This window comes from Haloarcula sp. H-hyl6 (assembly GCF_056934455.1).
Genome location: NZ_JBRIIK010000001.1, coordinates 2,106,855 through 2,121,713 on the forward strand (window position 1 = coordinate 2,106,855; position 14,859 = coordinate 2,121,713).

At 68.0% G+C, this 14,859-nt stretch carries 13 protein-coding genes; 10 read left to right on the forward strand and 3 right to left on the reverse strand.

Translation table 11 applies throughout. The features are described 5' to 3' along the window. The first annotated feature begins 18 nt into the window (after positions 1-18). The 7 genes from acs (Hhyl6_RS10900) to Hhyl6_RS10930 all read left to right on the forward strand — a co-directional run bounded on the left by acs (Hhyl6_RS10900) (position 19) and on the right by Hhyl6_RS10930 (position 8,760). Complete coding sequence (gene acs / locus Hhyl6_RS10900; protein ID WP_483739214.1) at positions 19-1,962, forward strand: acetate--CoA ligase; 1,944 nt, start codon at positions 19-21, stop codon at positions 1,960-1,962. A gap of 145 nt (positions 1,963-2,107) precedes the next feature. After that, positions 2,108-3,799, forward strand: a complete 1,692-nt coding sequence (locus Hhyl6_RS10905) for a bacterio-opsin activator domain-containing protein (RefSeq protein ID WP_483739215.1) — start codon at positions 2,108-2,110, stop codon at positions 3,797-3,799. Between the two features lie 70 nt (positions 3,800-3,869). Next, on the forward strand, positions 3,870-5,864 hold the full coding sequence (gene acs / locus Hhyl6_RS10910; RefSeq protein WP_483739216.1) for an acetate--CoA ligase: 1,995 nt from the start codon (positions 3,870-3,872) through the stop codon (positions 5,862-5,864). 54 nt (positions 5,865-5,918) lie between these two features. After that, positions 5,919-6,371, forward strand: a complete 453-nt coding sequence (locus Hhyl6_RS10915; protein WP_483739217.1) for a DUF4212 domain-containing protein — start codon at positions 5,919-5,921, stop codon at positions 6,369-6,371. Then, entirely contained in the window at positions 6,368-8,050 is a 1,683-nt protein-coding gene (locus Hhyl6_RS10920; RefSeq protein ID WP_483739218.1) for a sodium:solute symporter family transporter, read from the forward strand. The genes Hhyl6_RS10915 and Hhyl6_RS10920 overlap by 4 nt, the downstream gene beginning before the upstream one ends. 2 nt (positions 8,051-8,052) lie before the next feature. Continuing rightward, positions 8,053-8,514 (forward strand): universal stress protein, encoded by a 462-nt coding sequence (locus Hhyl6_RS10925; protein ID WP_483739219.1) that lies wholly within the window; start codon positions 8,053-8,055, stop codon positions 8,512-8,514. Between the two features lie 3 nt (positions 8,515-8,517). Continuing rightward, complete coding sequence (locus Hhyl6_RS10930) at positions 8,518-8,760, forward strand: DUF8119 family protein (protein WP_483739220.1); 243 nt, start codon at positions 8,518-8,520, stop codon at positions 8,758-8,760. A 243-nt stretch (positions 8,761-9,003) separates the two neighbouring features. On the opposite strand, the gene Hhyl6_RS10935 is transcribed toward Hhyl6_RS10930, so the two are convergent. Both Hhyl6_RS10935 and Hhyl6_RS10940 read right to left on the reverse strand, forming a co-directional pair. Further along, entirely contained in the window at positions 9,004-9,867 is an 864-nt protein-coding gene (locus tag Hhyl6_RS10935) for a CheF family chemotaxis protein (protein ID WP_483739221.1), read from the reverse strand. A gap of 55 nt (positions 9,868-9,922) precedes the next feature. Next, entirely contained in the window at positions 9,923-10,735 is an 813-nt protein-coding gene (locus Hhyl6_RS10940) for an undecaprenyl-diphosphate phosphatase (protein ID WP_483739222.1), read from the reverse strand. 97 nt (positions 10,736-10,832) lie between these two features. Here Hhyl6_RS10940 and Hhyl6_RS10945 point away from each other — a divergent pair, with 97 nt between their 5' ends. Both Hhyl6_RS10945 and Hhyl6_RS10950 read left to right on the forward strand, forming a co-directional pair. Further along, positions 10,833-11,939, forward strand: a complete 1,107-nt coding sequence (locus Hhyl6_RS10945) for a mechanosensitive ion channel family protein (protein ID WP_483739223.1) — start codon at positions 10,833-10,835, stop codon at positions 11,937-11,939. Between the two features lie 243 nt (positions 11,940-12,182). Further along, positions 12,183-13,460, forward strand: a complete 1,278-nt coding sequence (locus tag Hhyl6_RS10950; RefSeq protein ID WP_483739224.1) for a tRNA pseudouridine(54/55) synthase Pus10 — start codon at positions 12,183-12,185, stop codon at positions 13,458-13,460. On the opposite strand, the gene Hhyl6_RS10955 is transcribed toward Hhyl6_RS10950, so the two are convergent. Next, entirely contained in the window at positions 13,461-13,802 is a 342-nt protein-coding gene (locus Hhyl6_RS10955; protein ID WP_483739225.1) for a DUF7344 domain-containing protein, read from the reverse strand. A 133-nt stretch (positions 13,803-13,935) separates the two neighbouring features. Between Hhyl6_RS10955 and rnhB the strand changes: the two genes are divergently transcribed. Further along, positions 13,936-14,568, forward strand: coding sequence for a ribonuclease HII (gene rnhB, locus Hhyl6_RS10960; RefSeq protein WP_483739226.1), 633 nt, complete (start codon positions 13,936-13,938; stop codon positions 14,566-14,568). Positions 14,569-14,859 lie beyond the last annotated feature (291 nt).

Below are 14,859 nucleotides of genomic sequence, written 5' to 3' on the forward strand. Positions count from 1 at the left end.
CCACCAAAGACTCGAACGATGAGAGAGGGCGACGGCTCTGGCCGCGACACCGCCATAGGGGACCGGCCGACCATCGACCCGCCCGAGTGGTTCGTCGAGCAGGCGAACGTCGCCGACTCGTCGGTGTACGAGACGTTCGACCGGGAGTGGCCCGACTGCTGGGCGCGAGCCGCCGACCTGCTCGACTGGGAGGAGGACTACGACGACGTGTTCCGCGGGGGCGACCAACCGCCGTTCGAGTGGTTCCCCGGCGGGACGCTGAACGCATCGTACAACTGTATCGACCGGCACCTCCCCGAGCGCAAGAACCAGTTGGCGCTCATCTGGGAGGGCCACCTCGACGAGTCCCGGACCTACACCTACCGGGAACTGCACCGCGAGGTCAACGCCGTCGCGGCCGCCCTACGCGAACGGGGCGTCGAGTCGGACGACGTCGTCACCATCTACCTCCCGATGGTGCCCGAACTCCCCATCGTGATGCTGGCCTGCGTGCGACTCGGCGTCGTCCACAACGTCGTCTTCGCGGGCTTCTCGGCCGACGCGCTCGCCGAACGCATGGAGCGAACCGGTTCAGAGTTGCTCGTCACCTGCGACGGCTACTACCGTCGGGGGAGCGCCGTCGCCCAGAAGAACAAGGCCGACAACGCCCGCATCGCCGTCGACCAAGACGTCTCCGTGGTCGTCCTCGATATACTGGGACGCGACGTCCACTTAGGCGAGGACTACTACGACTACGACAGCCTGCGGGCGGCCCACGACGGCGAGACGGTCGCCCCCGTACCACGGGACGCCAGCGACACCCTCTTTCGCATCTACACCTCGGGCACCACCGGCGAACCGAAGGCCGTCGACCACACCACCGGCGGCTACCTCGCGCACGTCGCGTGGACCTCCCAATCGGTACTGGACATCAAACCCGAGGACACCTACTGGTGTTCGGCCGACATCGGGTGGATCACCGGCCACTCCTACATCGTCTACGGCCCCCTCGCGCTGGGGACGACGGCGGTGCTGTACAACGGGACGCCGGACCACCCGGAGAAAGACCGCGTCTGGGAGATCGTCGACCGCTACGCCGTCGACGTGTTCTACACCGCTCCGACGGCGGTGCGCGCGTTCATGAAGTGGGGTGAGGAGTACCCCGAACGCCACGACCTCTCTAGCCTCCGCCTGCTGGGCACCGTCGGCGAACCCATCGACGAGCGCGCGTGGCGGTGGTACCGCGAGCACATCGGCCGCGGGGAGTGCCCGGTCGTGGACACGTGGTGGCAGACCGAGACGGGCGCCATACTCGTCTCGACGCTCCCGGGCGTGGACGCGATGAAACCCGGCGCGGCGGGCAAGCCGCTCCCGGGTATCGAGACGACGGTCGTCGACCCCGCAGGCGAGGCCGTCGACGTGGGCGAGGCGGGGGAACTCGTCGTCACGCGCCCGTGGCCGGGGATGCCGACAGCGTTGCGAACCGGCGAAGAGTGGGGCGAGGCCGCCACCTACGGCGAGGAGTGGCGCTACTACCCCGAGGACGGCGCGACGGTCGACGGCGACGGCTACGTCACCTTCCTCGGCCGCGTGGACGACGCCATCAACGTCGCCGGGCGGCGCTTCAGCACGATGGAACTGGAGTCGGCCATCACCGGCGTCGCCGGCGTCGCCGAGGCCGCCGTCGTCGGCGCGACCCACGAGACGGCGGGAACGGCCCTGTACGCCTACGTCTCGCCCGAAGGCGGCTACACCGAGGCGGACCTCCGCGAGCGAATCGAGGCCGCCGTCGAGGACGCCATCGGCGGCGTCGCCACGCCCGAGGCGGTGGTGTTCACCCCCGACCTCCCGAAGACGCGGTCGGGGAAGGTGATGCGCCGCCTCCTCACCGCCGTCGCCAACGACGAGGAACTCGGCGACACCAGCGCGCTGCGCAACCCGGAGATACTCGGCGAGTTGCAGTCGGCGACGCCCGACCGGTGAGAGGTGTTTTCGGATAGTTTGTGATTTCCGAAACAGTGCTTGGTGACAGTGATGATAGTCACGTACCCCTCGGATGTTTGTCCGCCTGTACCGGTGAAAACGTCCCGTAGACTTATTTCGTCGTTTCACGAATAGCCGAAACGACATGCCAGCGGGGACCGACGTACTCGGAGCGCGCGGGTACGAACAGTTGCGTCGCGCCGCCGAGACCCACCGCGAGGACCTCGTCTTGCGCTTTGGCGCGGAGGTCGGTCTCCGGCCGGCGGAGATGACCCGCGTCCGGTTAGCCGACGTGGCGAGCGCCGACGACCACTTCTTCCTGCGCGTGCGCGACGGCGAGGGGGTGGCCCGCGAGGCGTACCTGCCCAGCGGCGTCGAACACGACATGCGGAAGTTCGCCAGCGCGGCCGGGCGCGCCGACGACGAACCGCTACTGTCGGTGTCGCCCCGTCGCCTCCAGATGCTCGTCGGCGAAGTCGCTGACCGCGCCGCCGAGACGGTCCCGCGACTCGGCGACGTCTCCTCGCGTGACCTCCGGTGGCGCTTCGCGGCGACTCTGCTCTCGGAGGGCGTCCCGCCCCACGTCGTCTGTGCGCTGGGCGGGTGGGACCGACTGGCGCGCCTCGAACCCCTGCTGGACGACCCGAATCGAGAGACGGTGATACAGGCCATCGAAGGCGCGGAGGACGTGCCGACGCCGGCCCGTCTCCGCCGGACCATCGCCGTCGCGGCCGACGTGGGCGAGGCACTCGCGGGCGCGGCCACGGGCGGGGAGATAGAGCAGACCGTCTGTGAGCGACTCGCCGACACGGAGGGCTTTCGCTTCGCGTGGGTCGCCGAACGAACCGGGGACGGTCTGACGCCGCGGGCCGCGGCCGGCGTCAGCGACGGGCGCGTCGAAGAGCACGTATCGACCCACCACGACGCGGCCGCGGCCGCGATGGACAGCCACGAGGTCAGGGTGGTCGAGGGCGGCGAGGGACCGATGGCGCTGGTCCCCATCGTCCGGGAGGACGCCGCCGCGGGCGTGTTGGCAATCGGGACGACCGTCCACGTAGTCGACGCCGAACGGGACCTGCTGGCGGCGCTCGGCGCACAGGTCGGCGCGGCGCTGGCCGCCGTCGAGCGCAAGCGACTCCTGCTGGCGGATACGGTCACGGAACTAGCCTTCGAGTGCACCGACGGCGACGCGTTCACCGTGGCCCTGACCCGGGCGCTCGACTGCTCGCTGGAACTCTCGGGCGTCGTCCCCGTCGGCGGCCGAGAACTCCTGTACTACCTCGTCGTCGACGGCGCGCCCGCCGGTCCCGCCCTCTCTTACGCGGCCGAGGACCCCGACATCGCCGACGCGCGCCTCATCGAGGACTACGGCGACGGCGGGTTGCTGGAAGTGGTGGTGACGGCCGCACCGACGCTCCAGTTGGTCGAGAACGGGGCACGCATCCGTTCGCTCGAAGCCCAGAGCGGCACCGCGACCATCGAGGTGGAACTGCCGGGCGAGAGCGACCTCAGGCACGTCGTCGACGCCGTCGTCGACGCCTACCCCGAGACGACCCTGACGGCGAAACGCGAGACGGAACGGCCCGCCGAGACGGACACCGGGTTCCGCGAGCGCCTCTCGGACCGCCTCTCCGAGCGACAGTCGACGGTGCTCGCGGCCGCCTACCACAGCGGCTACTTCGAGTGGCCTCGCGGAACCACGGCCGAGGAACTCGCCGAGTCGCTCGGCGTCTCAGCGCCGACGTTCCACAACCACCTGCGGAAGGCCCAACAGAAGCTCCTGACGGCGTTCTTCGCCGACGCGCCCACCGAGCCGCCGACCGCACTTGAAGAGTAGGTGCCAACCAAGCATTGCGGTAGCTAGCCCCCCCGTTTATCAGGGACCCGTTGATTGTGGGTGATAGACCATGTCAGATGATGACGTCCAACTGGAGGCCCGACTCGAAGAGCAGGAGGTCTTCGAGCCCCCGGAGGAGTTCGTCGAACAGGCGAACGTATCGGACCCCGGTATCTACGAGGAGTTCGAGGAGAACTGGCCGGAGTGCTGGGAGCAGGCCGCCGAGTTGCTGGACTGGGAGGAGTCCTACGACACCGTACTCGACGACTCGAACCCGCCCTTCTACGAGTGGTTCACCGGCGGGTCGCTGAACGCCTCGGCGAACTGTCTGGACCGACATCTGGACGAGCGGGGCGACGAGGCGGCCATCGAGTGGGTCGGGGAACCGGTCGACGAAGACGACGTCACGTACACGTACGAGGACCTCCACCGCGAGGTCAACGAGTTCGCGGCCGCACTGCGGGCACAGGGCGTCGAGGAGGACGACGTCGTCACGATGTACATGCCGATGATTCCGCAGTTGCCCATCGCCATGCTAGCCTGCGCCCGCATCGGCGCGCCCCACTCCGTCGTGTTCGCCGGGTTCTCGGCGGACGCACTGGCGACCCGGATGAACGCGGCGGACTCGGAGTATCTGGTCACCTGTGACGGCTACTACCGTCGCGGCGACCCGCTCGACCACCTCTCGAAGGCCAACGAAGGCCTGGAAGGCGTCGACCACGAGGTCCAGACGGTCGCCGTCGCCGAGCGCCTGCGCGACGGTGACGGCTTCGACCACGACTACGCCGACAATCAGGTCGCCTTCGACGACCTCGTGGCCGACCACGAGGGCGAGACGGTCGACCCCGTCTCCCGAGACGCCGAGGACATGCTGTTCCTCATGTACACCTCCGGCACCACGGGCGAACCCAAAGGCGTAAAACACACCACCGGCGGCTACCTCTCCTACGCCGCGTGGACCTCCCAGTCCGTCCTAGACATCAAGCCCGAGGACACCTACTTCTGCTCTGCGGACATCGGCTGGATCACCGGCCACTCCTACATCATCTACGGGCCGCTGGCGCTCGGCACGACGACGATGATGTACGAGGGGACGCCCGATTACCCGGACAAGGACCGCCTCTGGGAGATCATCGAGGACTACGAGGCGACCCAACTGTACACCGCGCCGACCGCGATTCGCGCGTTCATGAAGTGGGGCGAGGAGTACCCCGACAGCCACGACCTCTCCAGCCTGCGACTGCTGGGCACCGTCGGCGAACCCATCAACCCCCGCGCGTGGAAGTGGTACTACAAGCACATCGGCGACGAGTCCTGCCCGGTCGTCGACACGTGGTGGCAGACCGAGACCGGCGGCATGATGCTGACCACCCTGCCCGGCGTCGGCGAGATGAAACCCGGCTCTGCCGGGCCGCCGCTCCCGGGCGTCAGCGCCGACATCGTCGACGTGAGCGGCAGTCCCGTGGAGGCCGGCGAGGCCGGCTATCTCGTCGTCAACAAGCCGTGGCCCGGGATGCTCCGGACCCTGTACAACAACGACGAGCGGTTCATCGACGAGTACTGGCGCGAGTACTCCATCGTCGACAGCGACGACCCGGCCGACTGGGTGTACTTCCCCGAGGACGGCGCGAAGATAGACCAGGACGGCTACATCACCGTCCTCGGCCGCGTCGACGACGTCCTCAACGTCTCGGGCCACCGCCTCGGGACGATGGAGATAGAGAGCGCCATCGTCGGCGTCGAGGGCGTCGCCGAGGCCGCCGTCGTCGGCGGTGACCACGAAATCAAGGGCGAGGCCGTCTACGCGTACGTCATCACGGAGGACGGCTACGAGGAGACCGACGAACTGCGCGACCGCATCATCGAGGGCGTCGAGGACGCCATCGGTCCCATCGCCCGGCCCGAACAGGTCATCTTCACCCCTGAACTCCCCAAGACTCGGTCCGGGAAAATCATGCGCAGACTCCTCGAGGACATCGCCAACGGCGAGGAACTGGGCGACACCAGCACGCTCCGCAATCCAGACGTCGTCAGCGACATCCAGTCGAAGGTCAGTAGCGACTGAACAGCACCGCTTTTCGAAACCGACCACCCCCCACAACAGACACACGGACGAACTATGCCAGACACAGACACGCACGATTCGGAGAGCCAGCCGTCGGTCCAGACCGACGGCGGCACCGCCACGCAAGCCGCACAGGCACACCAGAACACGAACTACCTCGACGAGGAGGTGAACCTGCTGAAGCCGAGTACGCCGTTCATGCGCGACCACCTGCGGGTGGTCTGGACCGGCTTCATCGTGTGGGCGCTCATCGTCTTCGGCCCGGTGACGCTCACCGCCATCGCGCCCGGCACGATGACGGCGACCCTGCCGGTCATCGGCTTCCCACTGCACTACTTCGCCGTCGCCTTCGGCGGCCCGACCGGCGCGCTCGTCCTCGCGTTCTGGTACGCACGGAAGCGCGACCAACTGGACGAGAAGTACAACATCGACCCGAGCGTCGTCGAGACGAGCGGCGAGAGCGAGAGCGGCGACACCGCCGCCACTGACGGGGGTGTCGAGCAGTGACGATTCCCCTGCAGGCCGAGGCGCTCGACATCTCGTTCAAACTCCTGCCCGCCATCATCGTCTTCCTGATGATGGCCTCGTTCCTCGTCATCGGCTACGTGTTCAAGGTGGCCGACACCGAGGGGATGTGGGTCGCCGGCCGCGGCATCGGGAACATCGAGAACGGGATGGCCATCGGCGCCAACTGGATGTCGGCCGCGTCCTATCTCGGACTCGCGGGGCTGGTCGCGTTGGCCGGCTTCTACGGCCTCGCGTTCATCGTCGGCTGGACGACCGGCTACTTCGTCCTGCTCATCTTCCTCGCGGCGCAGATGCGCCGGTTCGGGAAGTACACCGCACCCGACTTCGTCGGCGACCGGTTCAACTCGCCGACGGCCCGCGCGCTGGCGGCCTTCACCACGCTGCTCATCGCGTACGTCTACTCGGTCGGGCAGGCCCGCGGCATGGGCCTGGTCGGCCAGTACGTCTTCGGGCTGGACATCATCCCGATGATCATCGTGATGATGACCATCACCGTCGGCTACCTCGCGCTCTCGGGCATGCTGGGCGCGACGAAGAACATGGCCGTGCAGTACGTCATCCTCATCGTCGCGTTCCTCGCCGGCGTCTACGTCGTCGGCTTCACGCAGGGGTACTCGACGATTCTCCCGCAGATCGAGTACGGCGCGCTGTTCAGCGAACTCAGTCGCCAGTTCTCCGAACCGTTCATCGGCGGGAACGGCTACTACATCTGGGTCGCCACGGCGTTCTCGCTCATCTTCGGGACCTGTGGCCTGCCGCACGTGCTGGTGCGGTTCTACACGGTCGAGAACGAGCGGACCGCCCGCTGGTCGACCGTCTGGGGGCTGTTCTTCATCATGCTCCTGTACTGGGGCGCGCCCGCGATGGCCGCCTTCGGCGTCGACCTCTTCGCCGCGGTGAACAACATCTCGCCGGAAGCGGTCTACACCGGCGAGCAGGCCATGTCCGGTGCGGAAGGTGACGTCATCGTCGTGCTCGCGGCGCAGTTCGCCAACCTGCCGCGGTGGTTCGTCGGCCTCGTCGCCGCCGGCGGGATGGCCGCCGCAATCGCGACGACGGCCGGCCTGTTCATCACGGCGTCCTCGGCCGTCGCGCACGACATCTACTCGGAACTCATCAACCCCGACGCGACCCAGCGCCAACAGGTCCTCATCGGCCGCGCGACCATCGTCGTCGTCGGTGCGCTGGTGACCGTCACCGCGTTCAACCCGCCGGCACTCATCGGCGAACTGGTCGCGTACGCGTTCTCGCTCGCGGGGACCGTGCTGTTCCCGATGTTCTTCCTCGGCCTGTGGTGGGAGAACACCAACCGTCAGGGGGCACTGGCCGGCATGTCCGTCGGCCTCCTGCTGTGGATAACGTCGATTATCAACAGCGTCCTCCCGGCGTACATCGGCTTCCTCGCGGACGTCGCCGGTGGCTCCGGGCAGGCGATCGTCCCCATCTACGCACAGTACGTGCCACCTATCGGTGCCGCACTGATCGGGACGCCGCTGGTGTTCCTCGTCACCATCGCCGTCTCGCTCGCGACCCCGGAACCGCCGATGGAGACCAAGCGGATGGTCCGGCAGTGTCACAGCCCCGAACCGATGGGCCAGCAACAGACCGCCGAGGACATCGTCTCCGACAGCGGCGGCCAGACCCCTGCTGACGACTAACAATGTACGACCACATCCTCATCCCGACGGACGGTAGCGACACGGCGAACGTTGCGGTCGACCACGCGGTCGACCTCGCGGCGAAGTACGGCGCACAGTTACACGCGCTGTACGTCGTCGACATCGACGCCGTGAACTTCGGCCTCGGCACCGAGCAGGTCGACCGCATCAGGCAGGGCAACTTCGGCGAGATGACCGAACTGAAAGAGAAGGCCGACGACGCCACCGGGGCCGTCGCGTCGGTCGCTGCCGACCACGGCGTCGAGGTCCACGAGGAGGTGCGCGTCGGCGCACCACACGAGGTCATCGCCGGGTACGCCGACAACAACGACGTCGACCTCGTGGTGATGGGCAGTCACGGCCGCTCGGGCGTCCGACGGGCACTGCTCGGGAGCGTCACCGAGCGGGTCCTCCGCTCGACGCACGTCCCCGTACTGGTGGTCGACGAACACGAGGAGGAGTGAGCCATGCCGATGACCTCGGGGAAAGGCCTCCTAGAAACCGTCGGCGACCACGTCCGCGAGCACCGCTCGGGGATGTTCGTCGACCTCGTGTTCGCCATCGCGTGGGTGACCGTCGTCACCGTCGTCTTCGACCTCTTCGCCGGGGCGCCGCAGTGGCTCTACTACCTCACCATGCTGGGCGGGGTCGTGGCCTACTTCGGCTTCTTCGCCTCGCTCGAAGCGGTCCGCGAGGGCGACGGCGACTGAATCGCCCCTGATACCCGTTCTCCGCTTTCCGACCGGCTAGCCGTCGCTGAACCGGTCACCACTCATCGCCCTATCTCGGTGGTCCTCGCGCCGCTCTGATTTGCCTATCGTCCGGCGGTTCGTTGCACCCACCGCCGCACGTTTCCGGGGTTTCTCGTTCCGCTCCGAACTACGCTACTGCTCGCGGTTCGCTTCGTTCGCCGCTGGGCATCTCGGAGACCCCGCGCTTCGCTCGGGCCCTCCCTATTCCCCGCTCATCGCTTCGCTCGCCATGTTCCGCCCCTGCGCGTTCAGGCTGACCTCCGTCCGGGTGCGGACCTTGTCGACTGCGCCCACGTCCAGCAGTTTCTGGTAAATCTCCTCGACTTCGTCCGGCGTCGTGCCGACGAAGTCCGCCATCTCGAACGGCGAGACCCCCGAGTACAGCGCCATCAGTACCTGACTCTCCATCTCGGAGAGTTCGTAGTCGTCCTCGCGGCGGTCGACCACCGCCGAGAACAGCGATTCGAGCGCCGCCGTGTGGTGGGCCATGCCCGAGAGGTGCGTCTCGACGCTCCGGTCCTGCTCGTCGGTGTGTTCGACTTCGACCACCCGCCGCGTCTCGCCCATGACGGTGCTCTCGCTGGTCTCGATGGTCCCGACGTCCTCCACGTCGAAGACGGTGGCCCCCCCGCCGGGGAACTGCAGGCGGACCTCGTCTTCGTCTATCCGGAAGCGGGCCTTCGTCCACTCGGCGTCGTCCTGCACGACACCGCCGACGACGGCCGGGTTCCGGGCGAGGATGACCGCGCCGTGGAGCGTCGCCCGGCAGTACTCGAACTCGAAGTCGTCGACGTTCGTGGCGTCGACGAGGAGGACGTTCTCGCCGACGCGCAGAGCCGTCGCGTCCGCTGGGACGCCGTCTGGGACCGTCGACTCGTCCTCGACGAGCGATATCTTCGAGTGGGGTATCGGCTGTTTGCTCCCGTTCGTCGCGAGCAGCAGCCGCTTGTTGGTGACGACGAGCCGACAGGACTGCCACTGCGGGTCGGCGACCGGGTCGCCGTCCCGGACGACGTACTGGAAGTCGCCGGACGCGTCTACGATCTTTCGTTCGTCACCACTCATGGCCGCAGTTACAGGAAAGTTGTCGCCGCGGTGTATATAACTTCCAGCACCGCGCTCACAGCGCGACCAGGAGTCCGCCGACGACGCCGAGGCCGCCGAACAGCGTACACACCGCCCAGAACGGGACCTGTCGGACCAGCCGGACGAGGGCGTCGACGGTGAGGTAGCCGACGACGGCGCTGACCGCGAGGGCGACGACGGCCTGTGCGGGCGCTATCGCCGGGACGCCCGTGTCGAGAAGGACGATCGCGTTGGCCGCCAGCGCGGCCGGAATCGAGAGGAGGAAGGAGAGGCGCAGGGACGATTCCCCTTCGTGACCGCGCAGGAGGAGCGCACTCACGGTGGTCCCCGACCGGGAGACGCCGGGGAGGATAGCCAGTCCCTGCAACCCGCCGACGAGGACGGCGTCGGCCCAGTCCGGTCGGGTGCGTTCGCCAAGGGAGAGCGCGGCGGCGAAGCGCTGGACGAGGCCCGTCAGGACGAGCAACCCGCCGACGAGCGCCAGGAACAGGCCGCCCTCGAGTTCGGAGACGGCCGCGTCGAGTGCGAGGTACGCCGGGAGACCGGTGACCCCAGTCGCCAACGTCGCGAGGACGAGAAAGGAGAGGTCCGCCGTCTCGTCGGCGAACGGCCGCCGGGAGAGACGAGTCAGCGAGTCCAGAATCTCGCGGACTTCGCCACGGTAGTACGCCACGGCGGCGACGGCCGTCCCGGCGTGCAAAAAGAGCGCGAGTCGAGTGGCGTCGCCGGGGTCCAGTCCCGCCAGCGCCGTCGACGCGAGGGCGACACCACCCTCGCTGGAGACGGGAATCCACTCCAGAATGCCCTGCAACAGTCCCAGCAGGATGGCGACGAGAATCGGATTCACAGTTACGGAGCGGTCAGCCGTGATTAAAGGCGGTTCGGTCTCGCGTTCGGGCGTATGGGGTGACCAGTATATATACATCGGCCAGCCAACTGGTGGTATGCAACTGGGTGGTGTCGCCGAACTCCTCGCTCCGCTCCCGGCGTGGCAGGGGTTCGCCGTGCTCATCGTCGCCGGCCTCGCACTGGGCTTCCTCGTCCGCGTCGTCGGTGACCGCTATCTCAAACAGGTGACCGGCCGTATCGACGGCGAAGTCGACGACATCGTCTTCCGGGGCGTCCACTCGGCGCTGTACGTCACGCTGAGCGTCGCTGGCGTCTACGTCGGCACGCAGGTGTACGACGTCTCGCCGGACCTCGCCGTCCCACTGGAAGCCGGGACGCTGTCGGTCGTCATCCTCGTCTGGACGGTGACGCTGATGCGGGTCGGACGGAAGGCCTCCAGTGCCGCCACGGACAACCGTTACATCGACCGGCAGGTCGTCCCCATCCTCCAGAACGTCTGGAGCGCGCTGGTGGCCGGCGCGAGCGTCCTGCTGTTGCTCGTCCTCTGGAACATCGACCCGACGCCGCTGTTGGCCTCGGCCGGCCTCGTCGGCATCATCGTCGGCCTCGCGGCGCGTGACACTCTCGCGAACTTCTTCGGGTCGCTGTCGCTGTATCTGGACGGGACCTACAAGGTCGGCGACTACGTGGTGCTGGAGACCGGCGAACGCGGCCGCGTCGAGGACATCTCGGTGCGCTCGACGGTCATCCGCACCCGCGACGACATCCTCGTCACCGTCCCCAACTCGAAGCTCTCGAACGCCGCCATCGTCAACGAGTCCACGCCCAAGCAGAAGCGACGCATCCGCGTCCCCGTCGGCGTCGCCTACGGCACCGATATCGACGCCGTCGAGGAGATACTCATGGAGGTGGCCGAGGCGGAGGGGCTCGTCATCGACCGCCCCAAACCGAGGGTTCGCTTCCGCGAGTTCGGTGGCTCCGCGCTGAACTTCGAACTGCTCTGCTGGGTGTCGAACCCCGCGCTGAACGCGCGCGCCATCCACAACATCAACCGGGTCGTCTACACCCGGTTCCAGGAGGCTGGCATCGAGATTCCGTTCCCGCAACGGGACGTCTCGGTGTCGGTCACCGACGTTCCGGGCGAACTGTTCGCCCGAGAGCCGACAGAGTACACCGCCGACGGCGGCCGCGACGAACGCTGAGACGAGCACAGGGTGCTGCCGGTGAGACGACCGCCGGGGTGGGACTGAAAGGGGCGGCGCGCTGCGGGAACCCCGGCGACGCAAGCACCGCAGGAGCGAGCGGAGTGAGCGACGAGGCGCACAGCGAGCCGCGGGACCGGGGCGCGCCGGGGCTTTCTGGCGGTCTCGCCCGTGGCCGGCGGTCACGGTCACCGGTGCGAAGAGGTCGAAACGCAGTTACGGACCGACCGCCTCGCACCGACAATGAGCGTACTGGAGGACGCACGGGCCGCGCTGGAGACGGAGCCGCTCTGTGACGCCTGTCTCGGACGGCTCTTCGCCGACCGGAGTTTCGGGCTGACCAACGCCGAACGCGGCCACGCGCTGCGGGTGACCCTCGCCCTTGATGCCGACGAGGACTTCGAGGCGAGCGAGGACTGCTGGGTGTGTGAGGGGGAGTGTGCCCGCGTCGACTGGTGGGCCGAACAGGCCGCCGCCGCCGCGCGGGGCTACGAGTTTGCGACCTACCAGGTGGGGACGAAAGTGCCGCCGCTCCTTGAGGAGAACGACGCCCTCCTCCGGGAGGACGTGGGACTCGACGAGGACGCCGGCGAGGCGCTGAAGACCGAACTCAACCGCGAGGTTGGCAAGCGCGTCGGGCAGATTACCGGCGCGGAAGTGGAGTTCGGCCGCCCGGAGGTCCAGTTCACGCTCGACCTCTCGACGGACGAAGTCGAGGCGCGGGTCAACTCCGCGTTCGTCTACGGCCGCTACCGGAAGCTACAGCGAGACATCCCCCAGACGAAGTGGCCCTGCAACGACTGCAACGGCACCGGCCTCTGGCAGGGCCAGCCCTGTGAGGGGTGTGACGGGACGGGCTACCGCTACGACGAGAGCGTCGAGCAACTGACCGCCCCCGTCGTCAAGGAGGCCATGCAGGGGTCGGCGGCGACGTTCCACGGCGCCGGCCGCGAGGACGTCGACGCCCTGATGCTCGAATCCGGACGCCCGTTCGTCATCGAGGTGGACGCACCGCGGACCCGCGACGTCGACACCGAGGCGCTCGAAGACGAGATTAACGCCTTCGCCGACGGGAAAGTCGAGGTGGAGGGGCTCAGACTGGCGACCCACGAGATGGTCGAGCGCGTGAAGGAACTGGACGCCTCGAAGACCTACCGGATGGACGTCGAGTTCGACGAACCCGTCACCGAGGCCGCCCTCCGGGAGGCGCTGGCCGAACTCGAAGGCACGACGGTCGAACAGGAGACGCCACAGCGGGTGGCCCACCGGCGCGCGGACCTCACCCGCACGCGTGACGTCTACGCGGCCAGCGGCGAACTGGTCGACGAGACGCACGCCGACGTCCGCATCCACGGCGAGGGTGGCCTCTACGTGAAAGAACTAATCTCCAGCGACGAGGGGCGGACCGAACCGAGTCTGTCCGGCCTGCTGGGTGTCGGGGCCGTGGTGACCGCACTAGACGTCGTCGACGTGGAGGGCGAGGACGAACCGTTCGCCGACGAGGCGTTCTTCAAGTCGTAGTCACTCTCCCACGCGGTCGTTCGCCCCCAGCGTCTCGACGTCCTCCCGGACGCGCTCCAGCGAGGCCGAGAGGTCGTCGGACGCGACGACGAGGTCCTCGCTCTGTCGGTAGTGGAGGAGGTCGCACGCTTCGAGGCGCGGAACGTGCGTGTGATACAGGAGGAAGTACGTGTCGCGCACCCGTTCGCCCGAGACGGTCGCGACGTCTGTCCCGCGCTGCCGTTCGACGACCAGTTCCGCGAGGTCCGGCAGCGTCAGCGTCCGGTGACGGCGCAGGCAGGCGAGGGCGAGACGCCGCTCTTCGGCCGCGAGGGCGCGGTAGAGGCGGTCCAGTTCGACCATCGGTGACCGGAAACGCCGTCGAGAATGTCAATCTTTCGTATAGTTTAGGGCTACCGATGGTATCGGACGGCTACGCGCACCGGCGACAGTCGGGACCGCAACGACTTTGCGCGCGGCCAGAGAGCGCCCAGCCATGCGCTTCGGCGTCGACGAGGCCGGTAAGGGGCCCGTCCTCGGGTCGATGTTCGCCGCCGCAGTCAGGGCCGACCCGGCGGCCCTCCCCGACGGCGTCGGCGACTCCAAGGGAATCGCACCGCCCCGCCGGGAGCGACTGGACGAGCAGATACGCGAGGTGGCCGACGTGTCGGTCGCCGAGATTCCGGTCGGACGCATCGACGACCCCGAGACGGACATGAACACGCTGACCGTCGCGGCCCACGGCGAGGCCCTCGCTGGCGTCGCCACGGACGGCCTCTCGGGGACCGTCGACGCGGGCGACACCGACGCCGAGCGGTTCGGTCGGCGCGTCGCCGAGCGAGTCGACGCGTCGGTGAGCGTCGACGCCGAACACGGCGCCGACGAGACGGACCCGCTGGTGGGTGCGGCCTCCATCGTGGCGAAAGTTGCCCGCGACGCACACGTGGCGTCGTTGGCCGAGGCGTACGGCGACGTCGGCTCTGGCTATCCGAGCGACCCGACTACCCGCGAGTTTCTGGCCGAGTACGTCGAGGAGAACGGGCAACTGCCCAACTGCGCGCGGGCGTCGTGGTCGACCTGCGAGGACGTCCTCGCGGCGGCCGAACAGGCGACGCTCGGCGAGTTCTGACAGCCGAAAATTCCCGCGAACGCGGCTTGGACCTGGACGGGAGATGTTTTCGACAGCCCCTGCGGCCCTTCCAGCACTCGTGCCGGCGTTTAGCCGGGCTTCCACCGGCCTTGCCCTTGCGGGCTTTAGCTGGGCTTGCACCAGCCGTTGCCGACGTGCTGGATTCCCGAGCGCCACTTACGTGACGTCCGGTACTTGGCCTTCCTACCGACCCGGCCGGCCGGACCGGCGATGGGCTGTGGTGGTTCTCCTTCGGAGCGTTAACCTCGGAATCCTGTTACGGACTGCTCG